We start from the raw sequence: 18,603 nt of genomic DNA on the forward strand, positions 1-18,603 counted from the left end.
TAGCAGTAGGGTTTACGCGATATAGCAACATTGCTCAACCACACTCCACAAGTGCGCGCAAAGGGACTTGAACCCTCACGACCTAAGTCACAGGAACCTAAATCCTGCGCGTCTACCAATTCCGCCATGCGCGCGCGAACTTAAATCTATCAGCCAGCCAGGAATTCGCCGCCGCCACATGAGTCAGCAGGTATCCGGCGAGCGCCAACCGCCACACGAGCCAGCAGTCGCCCATCGAGTATCAATCGCGGCCTAGCCTTCTTGATCCCACAACTCTGCCTCAAGCAACCGAACCACCGACGGAGCCAAAGCCTCAAACGCGCGACGCCGATGAGATATGGAATTCTTGACTTCCGCACTCATCTCCGCGCTGGTAAGCGGCGGTTTGGCACGTCCGTCACGCACACGCCCGGGCTGAACGTCAGGGACAAAAATCGGGTCGTAACCAAACCCATGACTGCCTCGCGGCTCGCGCACAATACGCCCCGTCATTTCACCGGTTGCCACCGTCTCGTCGAACTTTACTGCGGAAACCGGCTGCCGAGGCATCTCGCCCGTCTCATCCAGCCAGTCCTCAGAACCACCGAACGCCTGCGTCTGCGGTACAGCGAGCGCTGCAGCGCAGCGGAAGCGCGCCTGGCGCAAATCGTCGGGAATGTCGGACAACTGATTGAGCAACAGGGCCGTATTCGCCTGATCGTCACCGTGCTTGCCTGCCCATCGTGCCGAAAGAATGCCCGGCGCGCGTCCCATCACGTCCACGATAAGACCGGAATCGTCCGCAAGTGCAGGCAGACCGGTACGTTCGGCCACATCACGCGCTTTGAGCAGCGCGTTTTCTTCGAAGGTGACCCCGGTCTCCTTGACGTCCGGCAGCTTCAGAGCGCCGGCCGAGACCAGCTCCACGCTGCCGGCCTTGTCTCCCAACGCCTCGTTGAGGATGGTGAGAATTTCAGGCAATTTACCTTCATTGTGCGTTGCTACGACAATTTTCATGATGTTCCTGTTCTCGATGCGTTGACGGCGCGTGCAAGATACCACACGAATCAGCTGGATACGGGCTCGGCGCCTTCGTGCTAATCCTGTGCAAGTGCAGCGCGCTGCGCCTCCTGCAATGCTTCGTTGCCCTGTTGCGCCAAGTCCAACAGCTGTGCCAATTCTTCGCGCGTGAAGGGCTTATGCTCGGCGGTACCTTGAATTTCGATGAATGCTCCGGAGCCGGTCATAGCCACGTTCATGTCGGTCATGGCGTTGCTGTCCTCCGCATAAGGCAGGTCAAGCATGGGAGTGCCGTCGACAATACCCACGGAAACCGCGGAAATTTGATCGGTCAGCACACGCTGCGCCGAAGGGATCTCATGATGGCGTTCCGCCCAACGCAGTGCATCCACCAACGCCACATAGGCACCGGTCACCGAAGCGGTGCGCGTCCCCCCGTCTGCTTGCAGCACGTCACAGTCGATTTGAATCTGGTTCTCTCCCAGCGCTTTGGTGTTGATCACACCGCGCAGGCAACGACCGATAAGACGGCTGATCTCTTGCGTACGGCCGCCTACTTTGCCTTTGACAGACTCACGCGGCGTACGCTCTGAGGTGGCGCGTGGCAGCATGGCGTATTCTGCGGTCACCCAACCCAAACCGGAATCCTTGCGCCAGCGCGGCACTCCGGGAGTGAAGGTGGCCGTGCACATCACACGCGTATTGCCGCAGCAGATGAGCACCGAACCTTCGGGATTGTCAGTGAAATGGCGGGTGATGCTTACCGGGCGCAGCTCGTTCGCGCGCCTTCCGTCAGGCCTGTTCACAGTATCGTTCATCGTTCCTTCTTCCCTCAATATCTACCGTCAATCTAGCATCACACGCTAACTGACAGTCGGCCGCGCCGCACGCGAATCGCCCACGGAACGCTTACCGACGCTTGCCTGCCTTGACGGTTTTCACTTCACCGAGCAGCGGTTTCGCCGGCAGTACCTTATCGATAAGGAAGAGGAAAAGACCGAGCACAATGAAGAAGACGACACACATGACGCAGTTGACCACCAACTGCTCCCAGCTGATTTGCGTCAGGTCGATGAAGCCATATGGGTAGGGGTTGCCTTTCGGTTCGGGGCCGGAGTGGGGCCACAGCGCTGCGCGAATAAGAACGAACGCAAGGTAGAACGGGAAATAGATGAGCCAGGAGAAAATGTAATGCCATTTGAATCGCCGATGCTCATCGAAGAAGATGAAGTCGATGGTGGCCATGATCGGCACCACCATATGCAGGATGGTGTTGGTCATCACGCCAAACACGTATTTTGCGGTGGCCGGATCGGTCGGTGGCAGCACGAAGAACGCGATGAGACCGGTGACGAGGATATACAGCGTCAGCACACCCTTCAACCATGCCGGAGGCTGCTTGAGACCCGCGATCGAAGCGATGCCGGCCCACAGCATTACCAGCCCCAACACGAAATTCGTCTGATAGGTGAAATACACCCAGAAACTCAGGTTCCCCCAAGCAATGCTCGTCCAAGTCAAAGCAAGGACACCGATAACAATACGGTACAGTCCAACGAAATATCTCATAATGCCACCATTCTACGAACCAGCACCGAGATGCGCCTACCTAAAGCTGCGTTCACGTCGCTCTGCCGCCATAAAATGAGGCCAACAAGACAACGACACACGGCGCCTCGGGCGGCAATAGCCGAACCGTATGATCGCAGGCACCGGCACGAAAGGGACAGCAATGGATTACTCGCCAGCGTTGATGACCGATATGTATGAGTACACCATGCTGGATGCCGCGCTCAAAGACGGCACAGCGTCGCGCAAATGTGTGTTCGAGGTGTACACACGCCACCTGCCCGAAGGCCGCCGCTACGGCGTGGTGGCCGGAACCGGTCGCATCCTCGATGCCCTGGAGCACTTCCACCTGGACGAAAAAGACCTTCGGTTCCTTGCCGATCAGCACATCGTGAGCGCCGAGACCATCTCCTGGCTCGAGCATTTCAAGTTCACCGGCTCCATACGCGGGTACCGTGAAGGAGAAATGTTCTTCCCCGACTCCCCCATCCTGCAGGTAGAAGGCACATTCGCCGAATGCACACTGCTGGAAACGCTGGTGCTTTCCATTCTCAACTACGATTCCGCAGTGGCGTCAGCGGCCTCGCGCATGACGACCGCCGCCAAAGGGCGCCCTTGCATGGACATGGGAGGACGACGCACCAACGAGTGGGCAGCCGTCGCAGCCGCCAGAGCCTCGGCAGTGGGCGGATTCAAAGGCACCGCAAACCTTCTCGCCGCACAAATGTACGGCCTCAAACCCATCGGTACGGCGGCGCACTGCTTCACTCTGCTGCACGACAGCGAGCGCGAAGCATTCCAGGCGCAAATCGACGCACTGGGCACCTCCACCACCCTGCTGGTGGACACGTACGACATCGAGCAAGCAGTGAAAACCGCTGTGGACGTAGCCGGGACCGAACTCGGAGGCGTGCGCATCGACTCAGGAGATTTGGCCTCAATGGCGCAGCGTGTACGCGGCGAACTCGACGCTCTGGGAGCCACCAACACGAAAATCACCGTGACCAATGATTTGGACGAGTATGCGCTCGCTGGGCTGCAGGCCGCTCCGGTGGATTCCTATGGTGTGGGCACCATGTTGGTGACCGGTTCGGGAGCTCCAACTTGCGCCATGGTCTACAAACTCGCCGAGCGCGAGGGAGCGAATGGGCGCATGGAGCCGGTCGCCAAGAAGTCAAAAGACAAGGCCAGCGTGCCCGGTCGCAAGCTCGCCTGGCGTTCGTACGAATACAATCTGGCGAACGCCGAGCATGTGGTTTCCGGCTCCGAGGAGGCATTGCAGGCTTTTCAACCGGAAGACGATTGGCGGGATTTGCTGGTGGACTTCATGCGCGACGGTCAGGCTGACAGCCAGTTCCAAGGGCATGAGGCCATTGCCCAGGCTCAGGCGCATCACGCTAAGGCTCTGGCAGCACTGCCTATTACTGCACAGTCGCTGATGAAGGGCGATCCCGCTATTCCTACGGTTATCGACGTGCTGTAAGCCGCTGCGCCACGTAGGTTTCCAGCGCCGCCGCATCAACGCCGTCATAGCCATTGATGACGGCAAACTGGGGGCCTTGCGACACATCGGAATTATTGAAACCAATCTGCGCAAGCGTGGTGGCCCCCGAGCCGGCGGCCGCAGCAAGGCCTGCAGGCGAATCCTCGACCGCAACGCAGTGCGCCATGTCTTCTGGAGCAATGCCGAGCAGCTTGCCGGCTGCAAGATACGGTGCAGGATCAGGCTTCTTGGGAAGGTCGTCCGAACCGCTGACAAACCCCACGAACGCCCCTTGCGGCGCCTGTTTAACCAGGTTCTCCGCCATCACACGGGGCGAGGCAGTAACCAGCACTGAGGGGATGCCCGCCACAATGAGCGAATGCAGCACGTCGAGCACGCCCGGCGTCCACGGCATGCAACGCATCTCTTCTTCGAACACCGTGGTAATCAGGCTGTCTTCAATCTCTTCAATCGGCATCTTGGTGCCGCGTTCTATCATGCGGGCAGCCACCACTGTGAGGGGCTTACCGGCATTCTCCCAAGCCAGTTCCTCATCCCACTCGCCGCCATGGGACACAGCCAACTGCCGTTCGGCCTCGTGCCAAATCGGCTCAGAATCAATCAGTGTGCCGTCCATATCCCACAGCACAGCTTTGAGCAGCCCCATGCCGCCTCCTCATCTCTCATATTGCGGCACACGGCCAGAAACGTTTATGTTGTTTACCTTAGCGTCGCTTAAGAATCTCGTCCACCAGCTTCGCTTTTTCGTGTATCTGACCGGTAAAGCCAGGGCGAATATCAAGTTTGAGCGTAACACCGGTACGGTAGCCCTGAGCCGCAAGCTTCATGGTAGCGTCGCGAACCGTTTGCAGCACCTCGTCAAGATCTCCTTCAATGTTGGTAAACATGGCGTTGGTCTCATTGGGCAGTCCGGACTCACGAATCACCTCAATGGCCTGCGCCACAGGCTCGCTCAGTTCGGTACCCACGCCGCTTGGGGCAATAGCCACTGCAGCCACCGTATTGATGTAAGGTTTGCCGGTTTCCGGGTTGTTCGGCACGTCCTGCCGTTCTGCGTTTCTATCCATACTGGACACTCTACTCAGTGCGCATCGATTTGGGAAGCGCGGCACCACCATACGGAAAGCGATACCGAAGTTCACGTCAGCGGGAGGCACACCCATACGGCGAAGACCACCCATGCGGCACTACATCAGCGTTACAGCAGTGCTACATCAGTGCTACACCAGCGATGCCTCACGCGATGAAGTTGTGCCACAGCACCAAGGCCCTCGCGTCGGCAAACGCATCGCGCACTTGGGAATCCGCATCGGCACCGCCGGCCGGATTGGCATGGCGGCCGTGCGGCCTGTAGCCCAGAGCCTGAGCAACGTTCTCGCTCCCCTGCTCGGCCGCCATACCCCGCCGTGCGCACGCGAATTGAGTGCGATATGCACTGTCGCACCGCACGTCCATGTTGTGATCGCCATCGTTATCCCCGTCACGCTCTGCACTACCGGCACTGAACCCGACCGTGTCATCGTCAATGAGCAGATCTTCATCAGAGGTCTCGGGACTCCATGGCCGCATGGGCAGCTCGCGTGTCCTGCCACGTACCTCATCACGCCAGTGCCGCGCCTGACGCGAATGCTGAATCTCGGTGATACCGCCATCCGCATCGGCTGCGAAAATGCTGGGCTGGGACGCGTTTTTGAGCCGCTGCAGCTCACGAGTGAGCTGCCGGTTCTCCTCTTGCAAGCGCAGGATGTGTGCTATACCTGCCAGGTTGATGCCTTCATCCTGACTCAGCCGCTGAGCTTGCACCAGTCGATCAACATCACGCAGCGAGTAGCGACGAGCACCACCCTCAGTGCGCTGCGGAACCACAAGCTCCTGCCGATCATACTGTCGCAGCGTCTGCGGATGAATATTAGCCAGCTGCGCCACCAAGCCTACGCTGAACACGGGCAGATCAATGTCGAAGCCCACATCGTCAGCACCATCCAAGTCGGCTCTGCGTTCCACCAACGCCACTGCGCATAAACCATACAGCGTACGCATCTGTTGCGTTACCCGTGCCACTGCTCACAGCCACCTTTCATCACGTTCCGCGCTTCGCGGCAGATATTTCAACATGCCCCTATGGGGATTGAATCATTCACGTTCCTGAGCCACTCGATCAACAAAATCAGCGGAATGCTTGTCAAACTCCTTGGCATCATGCTTAAGTTCCATACTTGGCTTTGACGGGACGCGGATTTCCACCCGACCCACAAGGTCACCATCACGGCCAGGCACGCCTTTGCATCGCACGCGCACTTCAGTTCCGCTCGACGTACCCGCCGGCACACGGAAGGTTTCCGTTTCACCGTCAAACCCGACAGCCTTCACCCTGGCTCCAGCCACGGCCTGCCCGACCGTCACCGGCAACGGCATCACAATATCGTTGCCCTCCATAGAGAACTTATCGTCCTCAGTCACCGTGATATGCAAATACATGTCACCCGCAGATCCGCCGTTCACACCGCTTTTGCCTTTACCGGGCAAGCGTATCTTCTGACCGCTTTTCACTCCGGCCGGCACGTGCGCCTTAAAGGTCTTACCATCTGCTTTGAGCGAGACGGTAGCTCCCTTTACCGCTTGACGGAACGTCAGCGTGATCTTCGAGTTACGGTCGGCACCGCGCACCGGCTCCTTAGGCTCTTGGTACCCGCGGGCGTCTCCATACTGACCACCAGGCGCGGCACCATATCCGGCACCGGTTCCGCCTGGGGCACCAGAGCCGAACATCGAGAAGATATCGTTCAGGTTCCCCGGCCCGCCGCCGGATGTGGAGAATCGCACGTTTTGTCCGTTCCCGCCGCCGAACATGGAGCCAAACATGTCGGAGAAGGCATCGGAGCTGAATCCGCCCTGGCCGGGGCCCGAACCTCCCGCGAACCGAGCACCGCCCATGCCGAACTGACGGATGGCATCATACTTCTGACGCTCATCTTTATTGCTCAACACATCGTACGCTTCGGAGATATCCTTGAATTTCTCCTCGGCTTCCTTGGTCTTGTTGAGGTCGGGATGATATTTGCGTGCCAATTTGCGATACGCTTTGGTAATGTCACTCTCGCTTGCGTCTTTTTCAACGCCCAAGGTTTTATAAAAGTCTTTGTTTAGCCATTCATTCTCAGCCATTGTTCACCTCTCCAAGGTTCACTATCCCAACCCAACGGGATCTCACCGCCACGTAACAGAAACGGGCACAACTTCTTGCCTTCCCAGCAAGAGAGACTGCGCCCGTCCATGACTTGTACGGAAACCTCTATGCCTGCGGGGAAGCCACCACAACGCGAGCCGCGCGAATCACGCGATCACCGATGCGATACCCTGCTTCCACGACGGCATCGACCGTCTCGCAAGTGGCCTGAGCATCAGGTCTGTGCAGCACGGCCTCATGGCGGGTGGGGTCAAATTCCTCGCCCTTCTCGCCGAACTTCTCTACGCCGAACTTCTCGAAGGCTTTATCGATCTTCGCAGCTACAGCGGTAAAGGATTCATCCATCTCGCTGTGCTCACGAATACGATCAATGTCGTCGAGAGCGGGAAGCAGCGCGGTGAGCACGTCGATAATGCCGTGTTCACGGAAGCGGCTCTGCTCTTTTTGCGATCGGTTGCGGAAGTTGACGAACTCGGCACGCTCACGTTGCAGAGCGTCAAGATACTCAGCGGCTTCCTTTTTGGCCTGCCCTAGGGGAGTCAAAGTATCCCCTTCTTCAGAGACACCCTCACCCTGGCCATCACCTTCGGTTGATGCCGTCTCGTCTTGAGTCGTCTCTGCCACAGATTCCTGACCTGCAGCGTCACCAGCACAGTCGCCCGATGCTGCACTTTCTGCCTCGGCAGCATTCTGGTTCTCGTCAACGTTATCGTCAGACATCTTCACCTCCTGTTCACCGGTCGGCTCAAACCGACTACGAGAGTCTGCCAGAGACCCGTCCGATGCTGCGGCGCTCGGCGCGCGCAGCATCGGATCATCAGGATCCGGCAGATCCCTCAAGTAGTCGTCCTTGTCGAACCCGGACATGGTTACTTGTTGTCCTTATCGTCGTCATCGTCCACGACTTCGGCATCCACCACGTCGTCGTCAGAGGAGGATGCAGCGCCGTCCGAAGAGGCATTTCCTGCGCCAGCGGCATCTTCTGCACCTTGCTGAGCATAGAGAGCCTGGCCGATCTTCTGCGAGGACTCGGTCAGCTTGGTCTGCGCGGACTTGATCTTCTCAATGTCCTCGCCCTTCAGCGTTTCCTTCAGCTCGTTGACGTCGTCGGTGACCTCCTTCACCACGTCGTCCGAAAGCTTGTCCTTGTTGTCGGCAACCATCTTCTCCATCTGGTAGGCGAAGGATTCCGCTTGGTTGCGCGTTTCCGCGTCTTCCTTACGCTGCTTGTCCTCAGCCTCGTGCGCTTCGGCTTCCTTGACCATGCGGTCGATCTCTTCCTCAGGAAGGCTCGAACCGCCGGTGATGGTCATGGACTGTTCCTTGCCGGTGCCCTTGTCCTTCGCGCCGACGTGCACAATGCCGTTGGCATCGATGTCGAAGGTGACCTCAATCTGAGGAACGCCGCGAGGAGCCGGGGCGATGCCAGTGAGCTCGAAGGTACCCAGCGGCTTGTTGTCGCGAGCGAATCCACGTTCACCCTGATAGACCTGAATGAGCACGGAAGGCTGGTTGTCTTCTGCGGTCGAGAAGACTTCCGAACGCTTGGTGGGGATGGCGGTGTTGCGGTCGATGAGCTTGGTCATGACGCCGCCCTTGGTCTCAATGCCGAGGGAAAGCGGAGTCACGTCGATGAGCAGCACGTCCTTGCGGTCACCCTTGATGACGCCGGACTGCACAGCAGCGCCGACAGCCACGACCTCGTCCGGGTTCACGGACTGGTTCGCTTCCTTGCCGCCAGTCAGATCCTTAACCAGATCCTTGACAGCAGGCATACGGGTGGAACCACCGACGAGCACCACGTGGTCGATGTCGTTCACGGAGATGTTCGCATCGCTGAGCACATTGTTGAACGGGGTACGGCAGCGGTTGAGCAGGCCGGAAGTCATCTCCTCGAAGTGAGCACGGGTCAACGTCTCGTCAAGGTGCACCGGAGTGCCGTCGGGAGTCATGGCCAAGTACTGCATCGAAATCGAGGTCTCGGAAGAGCTGGACAGCTCCTTCTTGGCCTGCTCAGCAGCTTCCTTCAGACGCTGCAGCGCAATCTTGTCCTTGGCCAAGTCGACGCCGTACTTGTTCTTCACCTGGCTTACCAGCCAATCAATGATGGCCTGATCCCAGTCGTCGCCGCCGAGCTTGTTGTCGCCGTTGGTGGCCTGCACCTGAATGGTGGCGAAACCGTCGTCGTCCTTGCCGATCTCCAGCAGGGAGACATCGAAGGTGCCGCCGCCCAGATCGAAGACCAGGATGCGTTCGTCTTCCTTGCCCTTCTCCAAGCCGTACGCAAGCGCCGCGGCAGTAGGCTCATTGATGATGCGCAGCACGTTCAGGCCCGCGATCTTGCCCGCGTCCTTGGTGGCCTGACGCTGTGCATCGTTGAAGTATGCCGGGCAGGTAATGACCGCATCGGTGACAGGCTCGCCCAAGTATGCTTCCGCGTCCCTCTTGAGCTTCATGAGAATCTGCGCGGAAATCTCCTGCGGAGTCCACTTCTTGCCGTCAATCTCCACGCTCCAGTCAGTGCCGATGTGGCGCTTGACGGAGCTGATGGTGCGATCCACGTTGGTGACAGCCTGACGCTTGGCCACCTCGCCAACAAGCACCTCACCGGACTTGCTGAACGCTACCACGCTCGGCGTGGTACGAACGCCTTCAGCGTTCACGATGACGGTGGGCTCGCCACCCTCAAGAGTTGCGATGCATGAATTTGTAGTACCCAGATCGATGCCTACTGCACGTCCCATTGTTAATGCTCCTTCTATGTTGAAGTCTCTGTACGGTCTCGCTCGGCTTGGCCCGCACGTCTGTGCAGATGTGACGAACCGATATCCGTTTCACGTTCCAAACCTGAGCCTACATCACTCAACTTTCGATTGTCAACTTTTATTCCCATTTCCCCGAAAGAAAGTTGAGCCAGGGGCACTCATGTTTGAAAAATCGCAGTAAATCTATATTTTCAAAGAAATCGCACATCTTTACACGTCACAATTTCCGCCCAAAGACGAAAATAACCAACCACAGACACACCACCTCTCGCGAACTCCCTTGCAAACGTTCAAAATCCTTCGCCGGTACAGATATTCGCAGCACAACATTCCAAATGTTAACTGAACAAAAATTAACACAACTTTTCATTTTCACTCAATTTTTGAGTTATGATATGCACACGACTTTCACACAGGGCAATGCAGCTGCCGAAAGTCGAGCACGCTGATCCACGCTCGTGAACGAACACTTGCGTAGAGACACACGAGGAGAACAATGAACAAGTTCAAGCAATCAATATCGTATGCGGCCGGCGCGTTCGGCCACGACGCCTTCTACGCGGCATTCGCCACGTATTTCGTCACGTTCGTCACCAGCCAACTTCTGGAAGACAAAGACGGCGGCCAAAGCAACGTATGGCTTATCGGAACCATCACCACACTGATGGTGACCATCCGCATCATTGAAATCTTCTTCGACCCGCTCATCGGTGCCCTCATCGACAACACCCACACCCGCTGGGGCAAGTTCAAGCCTTGGATCATGGGCGGGGCAATCGTCAGCTCACTGGGATTGGTACTGCTGTTCACCAACTTCTTTGGGCTGACCGAATCAAGCCCCGTGCTGTACCTCATCCTCTTTGTGATTGTGTTCGTCATCGTAGACTTCACCTACTCCGCAAAGGATGTGGCGTTCTGGGGCCTGCTGCCTTCGCTGAGCCTCGAGTCGTCGGACCGCACCAACATCGGCACCGTAGCCCGCTTCGGCTCGACCTTGGGATCGACCGGCGTAGCCATCGTGCTCGTACCCATCAACGTCTGGTTCTCCCAACATTTCGCAGGAACCACCGGTGACACACAAACACGCACCGGCTGGCTCGCCTTCGCCATCATCATCTGCGCCGTCTCGCTCATCGGTTCCTTCCTCACCTGCTGGGGCACCAAAGAAGGCGAAAGCGAGATTCGCAAGAACACCAAGAGAACCTCGTTCAAGGACATCTTCCACATCCTGAGTTCCAACGACCAGCTCATGTGGGTGTGCGCCTCCTATCTGCTCTTTGCGTTGGGCTGGAGCGTGGCCAGCTCGCTGCTCGTATACTACTTCCGTTACGTGCTCGGCCACCCCGAAGCATATTCCGCAGTAGGCGTCATCCAAGCCATCCTGGGTATCCTCTCGGTTGTCTCATTCCCCACCCTGCAGAAAATGTTCACCCGCAAGCGCGTGCTCGTCGGTTCCATCATCGTGATGATCGTCGGCTTCGTATGCCTCTTGCTGAGCGGCAACAACGTAACGATGGCGCTCATTTCCACTGGCGTGCTCTACGTAGGTCAGCCCCTCATCTTCCTCTCCGTGCTGATGACCATCACGGATTGCGTGGAGTACGGCCAGCTCAAGAACGGTGTACGCAACGAGTCTGTCACCCTTACCGTGCGGCCATTGCTCGATAAGCTCGGCGGCGCAGTAGCCAACGGCGTGGTGAGCATCGCCGCCATCGCCGCAGGCATGACCGGTTCCGCCACAGCCGCCGACATTTCCGCCAGCGGGGTTGCGACCTTCAAGGTCTACATGCTCTACGCGCCCGCCATTCTCATCATCATCTCCGCAGTCATTTTCTCCGCCAAAGTGACGCTCACCGAGAAGAAGCACAGTGAGATTGTGAAGCAACTCGAAGAGAAGTTCGACAACAAGGACACGGCAGCCGCAGGCGACAGTGAACCCGTTGCCGCCGACACAAGCGCCACCGACAGCGGAAACGCTGCCCCAGCGTCACAAGCTGCCACGAAAGCCTAGCCAAACATAGGAAATTCACAAGATGCCTGACCGAGTGCTGCACTTGGGTCAGGCATCTTGCATATCAGGAGATCTGCAGACCACAGCCCCCCCACGCAACCATCGTCCGCACGTGAATCAGCCACAAGGACCACCCATGGTTTGGGTGCGTTGTACTCCGACTGATGACATCGACCCCACCACAAGGACCATGCACATCAATCAGCCGCCAGCCCGCAACTATTTGATGTAACTCAATTTCAGCCGAGGCACTACGAACCGGCGGCCAGCGAGCGCCAGGATCAGCACCACCACATTGGCAATCACAGGGGCCGCCCGCACCGTACTTTGCGCCGTCACCGTCGTTGAAGCAGACCCATCCCAAACCATTACCGGCAGAATATTGACAAACTGACTCGCCCCCGCAAACTCAGAATTCACGCCAATCGCAAAGTCAACTCCGTTTGAACGCACCGCCGGCAGCAGAACCACACACCCCTGAATCACACTGAACCCCACATACATCAACAGCGCCGCCACTGCAGAGACCACTGGCGACCGGAATACGGCCGCCACACACGACACCACAGCCACCATGCCCAATGCCGCAGCAATACCCAGCAGCCGCGACCCCAAATCGTAGCAAGCCACACCCGGAACCGCAGATGTTTCAACGCCACTGGACGACAACGCATGCCAAGTGAAGGGAAACTCGACAAGTGTGGCTGCCAGCAGTATCACTGCATACGCACCCACTTTGACGTCAAGACCTGCCAACGGCCCTTGCGGAAGCGTCAACAGGAAATAATCATTGCCCCCATTGGCATAACGGTACAACTCCCACGCAAAGAAACAAAACAGCACACACCAGTCCACCATGCGCACCATGCTCGCCACTGAAACCGCCACCATTTGACCGTTCGCCGCCACGTTCACCACATCACATGCCAGCAGCACCGCAATGGCACCAAGTGATGGCGCCACATACCGGCGCAGCTGAATCAACACCTCGGCAATCATGACCGCTCCTCAACCTCATAGTGACTCATATGGTCCTTAAACGCCTGTTCCAGACTGCCGGATTGAGCACGGAACGTCTCCACCGGACCACTGGCTATGATGTGACCGCCCTCAATCATGATGACTTTGGAAAACACCGATTCCACTTCCGCAATGATGTGCGTGCTCATAAGAATGGTCGCACCATCGCCCGCCGCTTGGACTATCACCTCCAGCAGCTTGTCTCGCGTATACGGGTCCACGGCAGCAAGCGGCTCGTCCAACACATACAGCGGGCAACGGCGCGCAAACGACAGCACCAAGTGCAACTGTTCGCACTGGCCTTTCGAGAATGTGCCGATCGGACGGTCGAGCGGCAACTTCAGCCAACGCACCAAACGATGTGCTTTGGCCTCATCGAAATCCTCATACCGCCGCACAAACTGGCGTATGCATGAGGCCGCCGAGAGGAAAGGATACAGGTACGGTGCATCCGGAACATAGGCGATGCTGGCAGATGCCGGAGCACTTAACGTGCCGGAGAACCGGTTCGACATGCCGGCGAGCACTCTGATAAGCGTTGTCTTACCTGCACCGTTGGGGCCGAACAAGCCGATGACATTGGCGCCGCCCGTTGAAGGAGTCTTGCCTGCGCTTGTGGTCGAAGCGCAGGAAGCATAACCATTACGAGCGTTTTGCCCGACGTCCGGCCGCTGCAACGAGAAACTTGCGTTCGGCACGTCCACAACCACACGCCTGCCGTAGCGCACCGAGAAATTCTCGAATCTGACTAGGTCCTCGCTATCAATACGATGTGCACCCATGATCACCCCTAATATATACGTATGCCTTACTGCGTTACCGCCCTACTGCGTTACCGCGTTACCGCCTGGCGGATATTGCATTCGCTATGTTGATCTCACCAAAAGGAAGACGCTGATTGAGTGCAGTGATGTCAAACCCGGCCAGCGCAAAACCGATAAGAAAGACCGCGATGCCGACCGTCAGCAACACAGCGGCCCTCAACCATTCCCGGCGCGTCATAGACCAACGGCGCCGCTTCTTGTCCCGGTTGTCTCCTTGACGCCGAGATCCGTCATGTCGCAGCGCATCCCCATCCCCGCGCTTGATGAACAGCATCAATATTCGCTGCACCACCTGCCAGGAAATCCTCGCAAAGAACACGGTAACCGAGAGTACGGGGGACACAAACAGCGCCGTCAATGCCAGCAATGTCAAGCCCGCACCCAGCATCATCAGCATGAAGACAACGTTCCCACGAAACAGCCCCCACACCGCAGCGGCAATGCCGAACAATCCAGCAGCGAACCCTGAAACCAGTACGCTCCACACCAGCAGTGCGACCATCCAGATCAAGACATACACGCATAAACCCAGCGCCACAACCGAGAAAAGAGCCGACGCCCAGAAGGGCGAAGCAAGCACCAGCAGCACCCAGAAAACCGGATCGCTCAGGCGAGCACCCCACGATAGCGTTCGCGGGACTACCGGCAACTCGGCAATAATAGAGGCCGCAGCAGCCTCCGGAGATTCCATGCCCGCAATGATTTCGGCCTCAGCCAACGCAGCCCCGCGCGGCAGCGGTACCACAGCAGACGGCGCATCTCCGGGCAACAACGACGGGTTCGGCTGCACATTGAGGGAAGACTCACACAGGTCACTGATAATCTCGTCGTAATATCTGAGCGCATCTCGCCGCTCTCGCCTAGGGCAACGACGTAACGCCCGGTTGAGTCGCCCCAAGTATTCACGTTTGGTGCGCGGCTGGCCTAATTCATCTTTCGTGCCCATATTTCCGTTTGAGACACAAGCACCACCAAGCCCCATTTCCCGTTGCACATGCATGCCCTCACCTCTTATCAAGCGAATACGGAGTGCGAGCGTCATCGCTGCCAGCCGCTTGTTCCCTGCGATGTTCAACCGCCGCTACAGAGGCCTGAAGCTCACCGTCGGCACCACTCTCATCCTGCATGCCAGCGAGCGCGCCACCGGCTTGCACAAAGTCATAGACGGCACGCACTTGGGAGCGACTCTCCAAAAATCGCGCAATACGTTCGACGCCCGATGGCGTGATGCTGTAGTAGCGCCGCAATCTGCCATTATGCTGAGCGGAACGCTGAGAAACAAGACCGTCAGAGGCGAGACGACGCAGCACCGGATACAGTGTGGATTCTGTCATGCCCAAGGATTCCGGCAAGCGTTTGACTATTTCATACCCATACGATTCTTGCCTGCGTACCACGGCAAGCACGCACGCCTCGATAAGACCATGTTTCAACTGCGAATCCACATTTCCCTGCTTTCAACGACTCTCGTCGCCTTTTCATACTACACAATAGCATATACTATATATTACATAGTATATGTACGCAAGCCGCCCCTCCGGAAAATATTTCAAACCCTCGCCACCCACACCATCACCCACACACGTGACGATTACGTTCCACTTCCCATACAGGGCTGCCGCCACACCGAATCGCTCGGCGCGGCGGCAGCCCCATAAAGTTCAGTACAGCATTTAGCGCTCTGCACCACGCTTTACCGCACGCGCAATCCATACCGAAGCAAGCAGACCAATCAGCAGCATCACTATCGACGACACCAACGTCCACTGCCCTGCCTCAATGAAACCGCTACGCAACTCCTCAACCACCTGCGGCCCAAGAGACCCGAGACGGCCATGCGTACCCTGCGCGGCAATGCCCGGAATCACCGAACCAGCCGAGTCGCTGAGTGAAGCAGTAAGCCCAATCACCGCACCGGCCGGAAGACCAGATATCGCCACAAGCTTGGCCGGCACAATGCGACCGATGGCAATGGCCAGCACGGCACCGGCCACCGCCGAGCCCACACCCGTACCCAGCTGCCGCACCATGGACTGCGTAGCCGATCCTTCTCCCGACTGCGCCACAGGCACACCCGAAAGCACAAGACTCGTCAACTGCGCCGAAGCCAAGCCCAATCCAAAGCCATAAAGCAACATAGACACCAGCATCGCAAGCACCGGTACCCCAGGATTCATCAACACCAGCGTGCCTGCCACACCAAGCGTCTCCAACACCAACCCCAGCTGCACCGTTCCCGCCGCGCCAAGCTTCTTCGTGAAAGCACGCGCCAACGCGCCGGAAACAATGGATCCCAGCCCCATGCTCGCCACCAGAGCGCCGGTGGCCATCATCCCCAAGCCACGCGCATTGATGAGATAGAGAGGCAGCACAAAGATGACCGCGAACTGACCGGCAGCAATAGCACAAGCGGCAATGTTGCCCAAGCTGAACGTAGGGATACGGAAGAGCGTCAGATCAAGCATGACCGGCTTACCCTTGGCGGCGCGACCGTTTTCGGTATGGATGAACAGAGCGAAGAAGAGCACGCCCAGAACGATGCAGATAGGGATGACCGAAACCGGCCACGATTGACCCCATTCGAAGCCACCAATGGAAAACTTGCCGACTGGTTTCCACCATCCATACGTTTCGCCTTCGATGAGACCAAAGATGAGGAACGCCGCCCCCAGCGCAGAAAGAGCCACTCCCGCCGGATCCGCAAAACGTTGCTTACTTGTGCCCTCCTGAGCGTCACCACCAGTGCCACCCGCAGCGACCGCAGCAGTGCCGGCAGGCGCAGGGCGACGAGCCACGCCACCGGTCTGCGGCACAAAGAAAATGGCGCCAATAAAGACAATAAGACCCAACGGCAGGTTCACCAAGAATATCCAGCGCCAGCCAATGGTGGAAGTAAACAAACCACCAAGCAGCGGCCCCACAGCCGCGGCAGCGCTCATCACCGAACCCCACACACCAAACGCAATAGCCCGATTTTTACCGCGGAACGACGCAGAAACCGTCGAAAGAGTGGACGGCATAACAAGCGCGCCACCAACAGCCTGCACCGCACGCGCCGCCAACAGCAACACCACGCCATGCGAGCACGCTGCCGCAATGGAACCGGACACGAAAATCACCACGCCCACCTGCAGCGTCGTCTTGCGCCCCCGAATATCCCCAAGCTTACCGAACGGCAACAGTAACGCAGCAAGAACGATGTTATAAAGCGACGTAACCCACTGCGCATCAGTCAGATCGATGTGAATCTCACGAATCATGGTAGGCATGGCCACATTGACAATGGAACTGTCCAGCACAATCATTGCCAACCCAAGCGCCAGCACCCATAGCGCGTTCCACGGAGCCGGCTGAGCGTCATCCTTTGGCGTTTCTTTGATTTTCGCACCCTCAGAGGGCTGTATACCATCACTCATCATGCCTCAATCCATTTCTCCTCTGCAGCACACACGGTAAAAATCGGTGCCTTAACCTCTCGAGCCTATACGACGGCACCGCAGACCGCAAGCGGCGGAGCAATACCCGCTCTCAGCAAACTCTATAGCCCCGTTTGTCTATTTATGCCACCCCTTTTTAGGCATCTAAAATTCGTAGTGTGACCTCTGCTACATTAGACCAGTTTCACCTAACTTGGATTTTCCGCGCAGGCACTAGGGAACCTTGGATTACGCCACTATATGTAGTGTTCGACGGTGCGACACGACACTACAAACAGTGTTTTCTTTGGAAGCCCACCCGTGTAGGCTATGTACTTGAACACGATAAAGCAAGAACAAACCATGGAGGCCACGATGACTGTAACCGTATTTTCCAAACCGCATTGCCCGCAATGCATGGCCACCATGCGCCAGATGAAGCGTCAGAACATTGCGTTCGAGACCGTCAACCTGGCAGAGAACCCGGAAACGCTCAAGCAGCTTATCGAAGCGGGCTATCAGCAGGCGCCCATCGTCATCACGCCCAACGCCTCATGGAGCGGTTACCGCCCAGACCTCATCCGCGAGCTCGGCGACGGGACCGAACAGTCCTCCACTACCAACAAACAAGCTGAGGAAGTGCTGGCCTGACATGACGCAAGACAACCAAGCAGCCACTGCAGCGGAGATTGATTCCACGGCATCCGTCTCTCCCAGTGCACCGGAACATCCCGCACAGGGCGAGCACATCGGCTCGGTTGTCTACTTCTCGTCAACCTCCGGCAACACGGCACGGTTCGTGGAAGCCTGCGGATTCCCCGACGAGGGCATCAATGTGTACCGCATCCCGCTGCGCCCCAAAGAAGCGCCGCTGGAAGTGCGCGAGCCATATATTCTTATTGTGCCCACGTACGGCGGAGGCAACATCGCCAAGGCGATACTGCCGCAAATCCGCAAGTTCCTGAATGGGCACGAGAACCGCAGCTTCATTCGTGGCGTCATTTCCTCCGGCAATCGCAACTTTGCCGATGCGTTCTGCGCAGCGGGAGACATCATCTCCCGTAAGTGCCACGTGCCGTTCATGTACAACTTCGAGCTGCTCGGCACGCCAGACGACCACCGCCAGGTGCGTGAAGGCGTCAAAGACTTCTTCCTGCAGGCGCAGAAGAACGAACAATAACCGCGCCGCGCAAGCGCAAGATGCATCAACGCAGGCACGCTGCGCCAGTACTTGACACTGCGGCAATGCACCAAAATTCGCGGTGAGCCAAGCCGCGCAGAGCGGACGCGTACCCTTGAAACGCGCAA

General features: G+C 57.7%; 17 protein-coding genes, 1 tRNA gene and 1 pseudogene. 4 read left to right on the forward strand and 15 right to left on the reverse strand.

All coding sequences use genetic code 11. The annotated features are described in order from the left end of the window. Window positions 1–52 precede the first annotated feature (52 nt). The 4 genes from AC3B5A_RS04425 to AC3B5A_RS04440 form a co-directional block, all read right to left on the reverse strand. A tRNA-Leu gene (locus AC3B5A_RS04425) sits at window positions 53–134 on the reverse strand. A gap of 118 nt (window positions 135–252) precedes the next feature. Further along, complete coding sequence (locus AC3B5A_RS04430) at window positions 253–996, reverse strand: non-canonical purine NTP pyrophosphatase (protein ID WP_489799179.1); 744 nt, start codon at window positions 994–996, stop codon at window positions 253–255. Between the two features lie 80 nt (window positions 997–1,076). Beyond that, window positions 1,077–1,817: a ribonuclease PH gene (rph, locus tag AC3B5A_RS04435; RefSeq protein ID WP_489799181.1), complete on the reverse strand. Its 741-nt coding sequence runs from the start codon at window positions 1,815–1,817 to the stop codon at window positions 1,077–1,079. A gap of 91 nt (window positions 1,818–1,908) precedes the next feature. Then, window positions 1,909–2,568 (reverse strand): Pr6Pr family membrane protein, encoded by a 660-nt coding sequence (locus AC3B5A_RS04440; RefSeq protein WP_489760615.1) that lies wholly within the window; start codon window positions 2,566–2,568, stop codon window positions 1,909–1,911. 163 nt (window positions 2,569–2,731) lie between these two features. On the opposite strand from AC3B5A_RS04440, the gene AC3B5A_RS04445 reads away from it, so the two are divergent. Further along, a complete protein-coding gene (locus AC3B5A_RS04445) occupies window positions 2,732–4,051 on the forward strand; it encodes a nicotinate phosphoribosyltransferase (protein ID WP_489799183.1) in 1,320 nt (439 codons plus the stop codon). Here the strand turns inward: AC3B5A_RS04445 and AC3B5A_RS04450 are convergent. The 6 genes and pseudogenes from AC3B5A_RS04450 to dnaK all read right to left on the reverse strand — a co-directional run bounded on the left by AC3B5A_RS04450 (window position 4,035) and on the right by dnaK (window position 10,003). Further along, the gene (locus AC3B5A_RS04450) at window positions 4,035–4,718 is read right to left on the reverse strand and encodes an HAD family hydrolase (protein ID WP_489799185.1); all 684 of its coding nucleotides are present in this window, start codon (window positions 4,716–4,718) and stop codon (window positions 4,035–4,037) included. The genes AC3B5A_RS04445 and AC3B5A_RS04450 overlap by 17 nt on opposite strands. A gap of 58 nt (window positions 4,719–4,776) precedes the next feature. Further along, window positions 4,777–5,139 carry a thiamine-binding protein gene (locus AC3B5A_RS04455; protein ID WP_489799187.1) on the reverse strand — a complete coding sequence of 121 codons (363 nt, stop codon included), beginning with the start codon at window positions 5,137–5,139 and terminating at the stop codon, window positions 4,777–4,779. A 496-nt stretch (window positions 5,140–5,635) separates the two neighbouring features. Next, window positions 5,636–6,133, reverse strand: a pseudogene (locus AC3B5A_RS04460) (heat shock protein transcriptional repressor HspR); the annotation flags it as partial. Between the two features lie 72 nt (window positions 6,134–6,205). Beyond that, the gene (locus AC3B5A_RS04465) at window positions 6,206–7,237 is read right to left on the reverse strand and encodes a DnaJ C-terminal domain-containing protein (protein WP_489799188.1); all 1,032 of its coding nucleotides are present in this window, start codon (window positions 7,235–7,237) and stop codon (window positions 6,206–6,208) included. 127 nt (window positions 7,238–7,364) lie between these two features. After that, window positions 7,365–8,126 carry a nucleotide exchange factor GrpE gene (gene grpE, locus AC3B5A_RS04470; protein ID WP_489760610.1) on the reverse strand — a complete coding sequence of 254 codons (762 nt, stop codon included), beginning with the start codon at window positions 8,124–8,126 and terminating at the stop codon, window positions 7,365–7,367. Window positions 8,127–8,128: 2 nt separating this feature from the next. Next, window positions 8,129–10,003 carry a molecular chaperone DnaK gene (dnaK, locus tag AC3B5A_RS04475; RefSeq protein ID WP_489760609.1) on the reverse strand — a complete coding sequence of 625 codons (1,875 nt, stop codon included), beginning with the start codon at window positions 10,001–10,003 and terminating at the stop codon, window positions 8,129–8,131. Between the two features lie 517 nt (window positions 10,004–10,520). On the opposite strand from dnaK, the gene AC3B5A_RS04480 reads away from it, so the two are divergent. Beyond that, the gene (locus AC3B5A_RS04480; protein WP_489799190.1) at window positions 10,521–12,035 is read left to right on the forward strand and encodes a glycoside-pentoside-hexuronide (GPH):cation symporter; all 1,515 of its coding nucleotides are present in this window, start codon (window positions 10,521–10,523) and stop codon (window positions 12,033–12,035) included. A gap of 219 nt (window positions 12,036–12,254) precedes the next feature. Here the strand turns inward: AC3B5A_RS04480 and AC3B5A_RS04485 are convergent, their stop codons facing one another. The 5 genes from AC3B5A_RS04485 to AC3B5A_RS04505 all read right to left on the reverse strand — a co-directional run bounded on the left by AC3B5A_RS04485 (window position 12,255) and on the right by AC3B5A_RS04505 (window position 17,295). Then, a complete protein-coding gene (locus AC3B5A_RS04485; RefSeq protein WP_489760607.1) occupies window positions 12,255–13,034 on the reverse strand; it encodes a hypothetical protein in 780 nt (259 codons plus the stop codon). Beyond that, window positions 13,031–13,837 carry an ATP-binding cassette domain-containing protein gene (locus AC3B5A_RS04490; protein WP_489799192.1) on the reverse strand — a complete coding sequence of 269 codons (807 nt, stop codon included), beginning with the start codon at window positions 13,835–13,837 and terminating at the stop codon, window positions 13,031–13,033. The genes AC3B5A_RS04485 and AC3B5A_RS04490 overlap by 4 nt, the downstream gene beginning before the upstream one ends. 58 nt (window positions 13,838–13,895) lie before the next feature. Continuing rightward, window positions 13,896–14,825 carry an HAAS signaling domain-containing protein gene (locus tag AC3B5A_RS04495; RefSeq protein WP_489760605.1) on the reverse strand — a complete coding sequence of 310 codons (930 nt, stop codon included), beginning with the start codon at window positions 14,823–14,825 and terminating at the stop codon, window positions 13,896–13,898. A 58-nt stretch (window positions 14,826–14,883) separates the two neighbouring features. Beyond that, window positions 14,884–15,324, reverse strand: a complete 441-nt coding sequence (locus AC3B5A_RS04500) for a PadR family transcriptional regulator (RefSeq protein WP_489799194.1) — start codon at window positions 15,322–15,324, stop codon at window positions 14,884–14,886. 228 nt (window positions 15,325–15,552) lie between these two features. Beyond that, complete coding sequence (locus AC3B5A_RS04505) at window positions 15,553–17,295, reverse strand: MFS transporter (RefSeq protein WP_489799196.1); 1,743 nt, start codon at window positions 17,293–17,295, stop codon at window positions 15,553–15,555. A gap of 375 nt (window positions 17,296–17,670) precedes the next feature. Here AC3B5A_RS04505 and AC3B5A_RS04510 point away from each other — a divergent pair, with 375 nt between their 5' ends. Continuing rightward, window positions 17,671–17,946 (forward strand): glutaredoxin domain-containing protein, encoded by a 276-nt coding sequence (locus AC3B5A_RS04510; protein ID WP_489799197.1) that lies wholly within the window; start codon window positions 17,671–17,673, stop codon window positions 17,944–17,946. Between the two features lies 1 nt (window position 17,947). After that, on the forward strand, window positions 17,948–18,475 hold the full coding sequence (nrdI, locus tag AC3B5A_RS04515) for a class Ib ribonucleoside-diphosphate reductase assembly flavoprotein NrdI (RefSeq protein WP_489760601.1): 528 nt from the start codon (window positions 17,948–17,950) through the stop codon (window positions 18,473–18,475). Window positions 18,476–18,603 lie beyond the last annotated feature (128 nt).

The sequence above is a fragment of the Bifidobacterium sp. ESL1133 genome (genome assembly GCF_058107325.1).

What these genes read in the sequence shown, in the direction of transcription:
- AC3B5A_RS04430 (WP_489799179.1), bottom strand. Translation starts at nt 996, where the DNA reads ATGAAAATTGTCGTAGCAACGCACAATGAAGGTAAATTGCCTGAAATT.
- rph (WP_489799181.1), bottom strand. Translation starts at nt 1,817, where the DNA reads ATGAACGATACTGTGAACAGGCCTGACGGAAGGCGCGCGAACGAGCTG.
- AC3B5A_RS04440 (WP_489760615.1), bottom strand. Translation starts at nt 2,568, where the DNA reads ATGAGATATTTCGTTGGACTGTACCGTATTGTTATCGGTGTCCTTGCT.
- AC3B5A_RS04445 (WP_489799183.1), top strand. Translation starts at nt 2,732, where the DNA reads ATGGATTACTCGCCAGCGTTGATGACCGATATGTATGAGTACACCATG.
- AC3B5A_RS04450 (WP_489799185.1), bottom strand. Translation starts at nt 4,718, where the DNA reads ATGGGGCTGCTCAAAGCTGTGCTGTGGGATATGGACGGCACACTGATT.
- AC3B5A_RS04455 (WP_489799187.1), bottom strand. Translation starts at nt 5,139, where the DNA reads ATGGATAGAAACGCAGAACGGCAGGACGTGCCGAACAACCCGGAAACC.
- AC3B5A_RS04465 (WP_489799188.1), bottom strand. Translation starts at nt 7,237, where the DNA reads ATGGCTGAGAATGAATGGCTAAACAAAGACTTTTATAAAACCTTGGGC.
- grpE (WP_489760610.1), bottom strand. Translation starts at nt 8,126, where the DNA reads ATGTCCGGGTTCGACAAGGACGACTACTTGAGGGATCTGCCGGATCCT.
- dnaK (WP_489760609.1), bottom strand. Translation starts at nt 10,003, where the DNA reads ATGGGACGTGCAGTAGGCATCGATCTGGGTACTACAAATTCATGCATC.
- AC3B5A_RS04480 (WP_489799190.1), top strand. Translation starts at nt 10,521, where the DNA reads ATGAACAAGTTCAAGCAATCAATATCGTATGCGGCCGGCGCGTTCGGC.
- AC3B5A_RS04485 (WP_489760607.1), bottom strand. Translation starts at nt 13,034, where the DNA reads ATGATTGCCGAGGTGTTGATTCAGCTGCGCCGGTATGTGGCGCCATCA.
- AC3B5A_RS04490 (WP_489799192.1), bottom strand. Translation starts at nt 13,837, where the DNA reads ATGGGTGCACATCGTATTGATAGCGAGGACCTAGTCAGATTCGAGAAT.
- AC3B5A_RS04495 (WP_489760605.1), bottom strand. Translation starts at nt 14,825, where the DNA reads ATGGGCACGAAAGATGAATTAGGCCAGCCGCGCACCAAACGTGAATAC.
- AC3B5A_RS04505 (WP_489799196.1), bottom strand. Translation starts at nt 17,295, where the DNA reads ATGAGTGATGGTATACAGCCCTCTGAGGGTGCGAAAATCAAAGAAACG.
- AC3B5A_RS04510 (WP_489799197.1), top strand. Translation starts at nt 17,671, where the DNA reads ATGACTGTAACCGTATTTTCCAAACCGCATTGCCCGCAATGCATGGCC.
- nrdI (WP_489760601.1), top strand. Translation starts at nt 17,948, where the DNA reads ATGACGCAAGACAACCAAGCAGCCACTGCAGCGGAGATTGATTCCACG.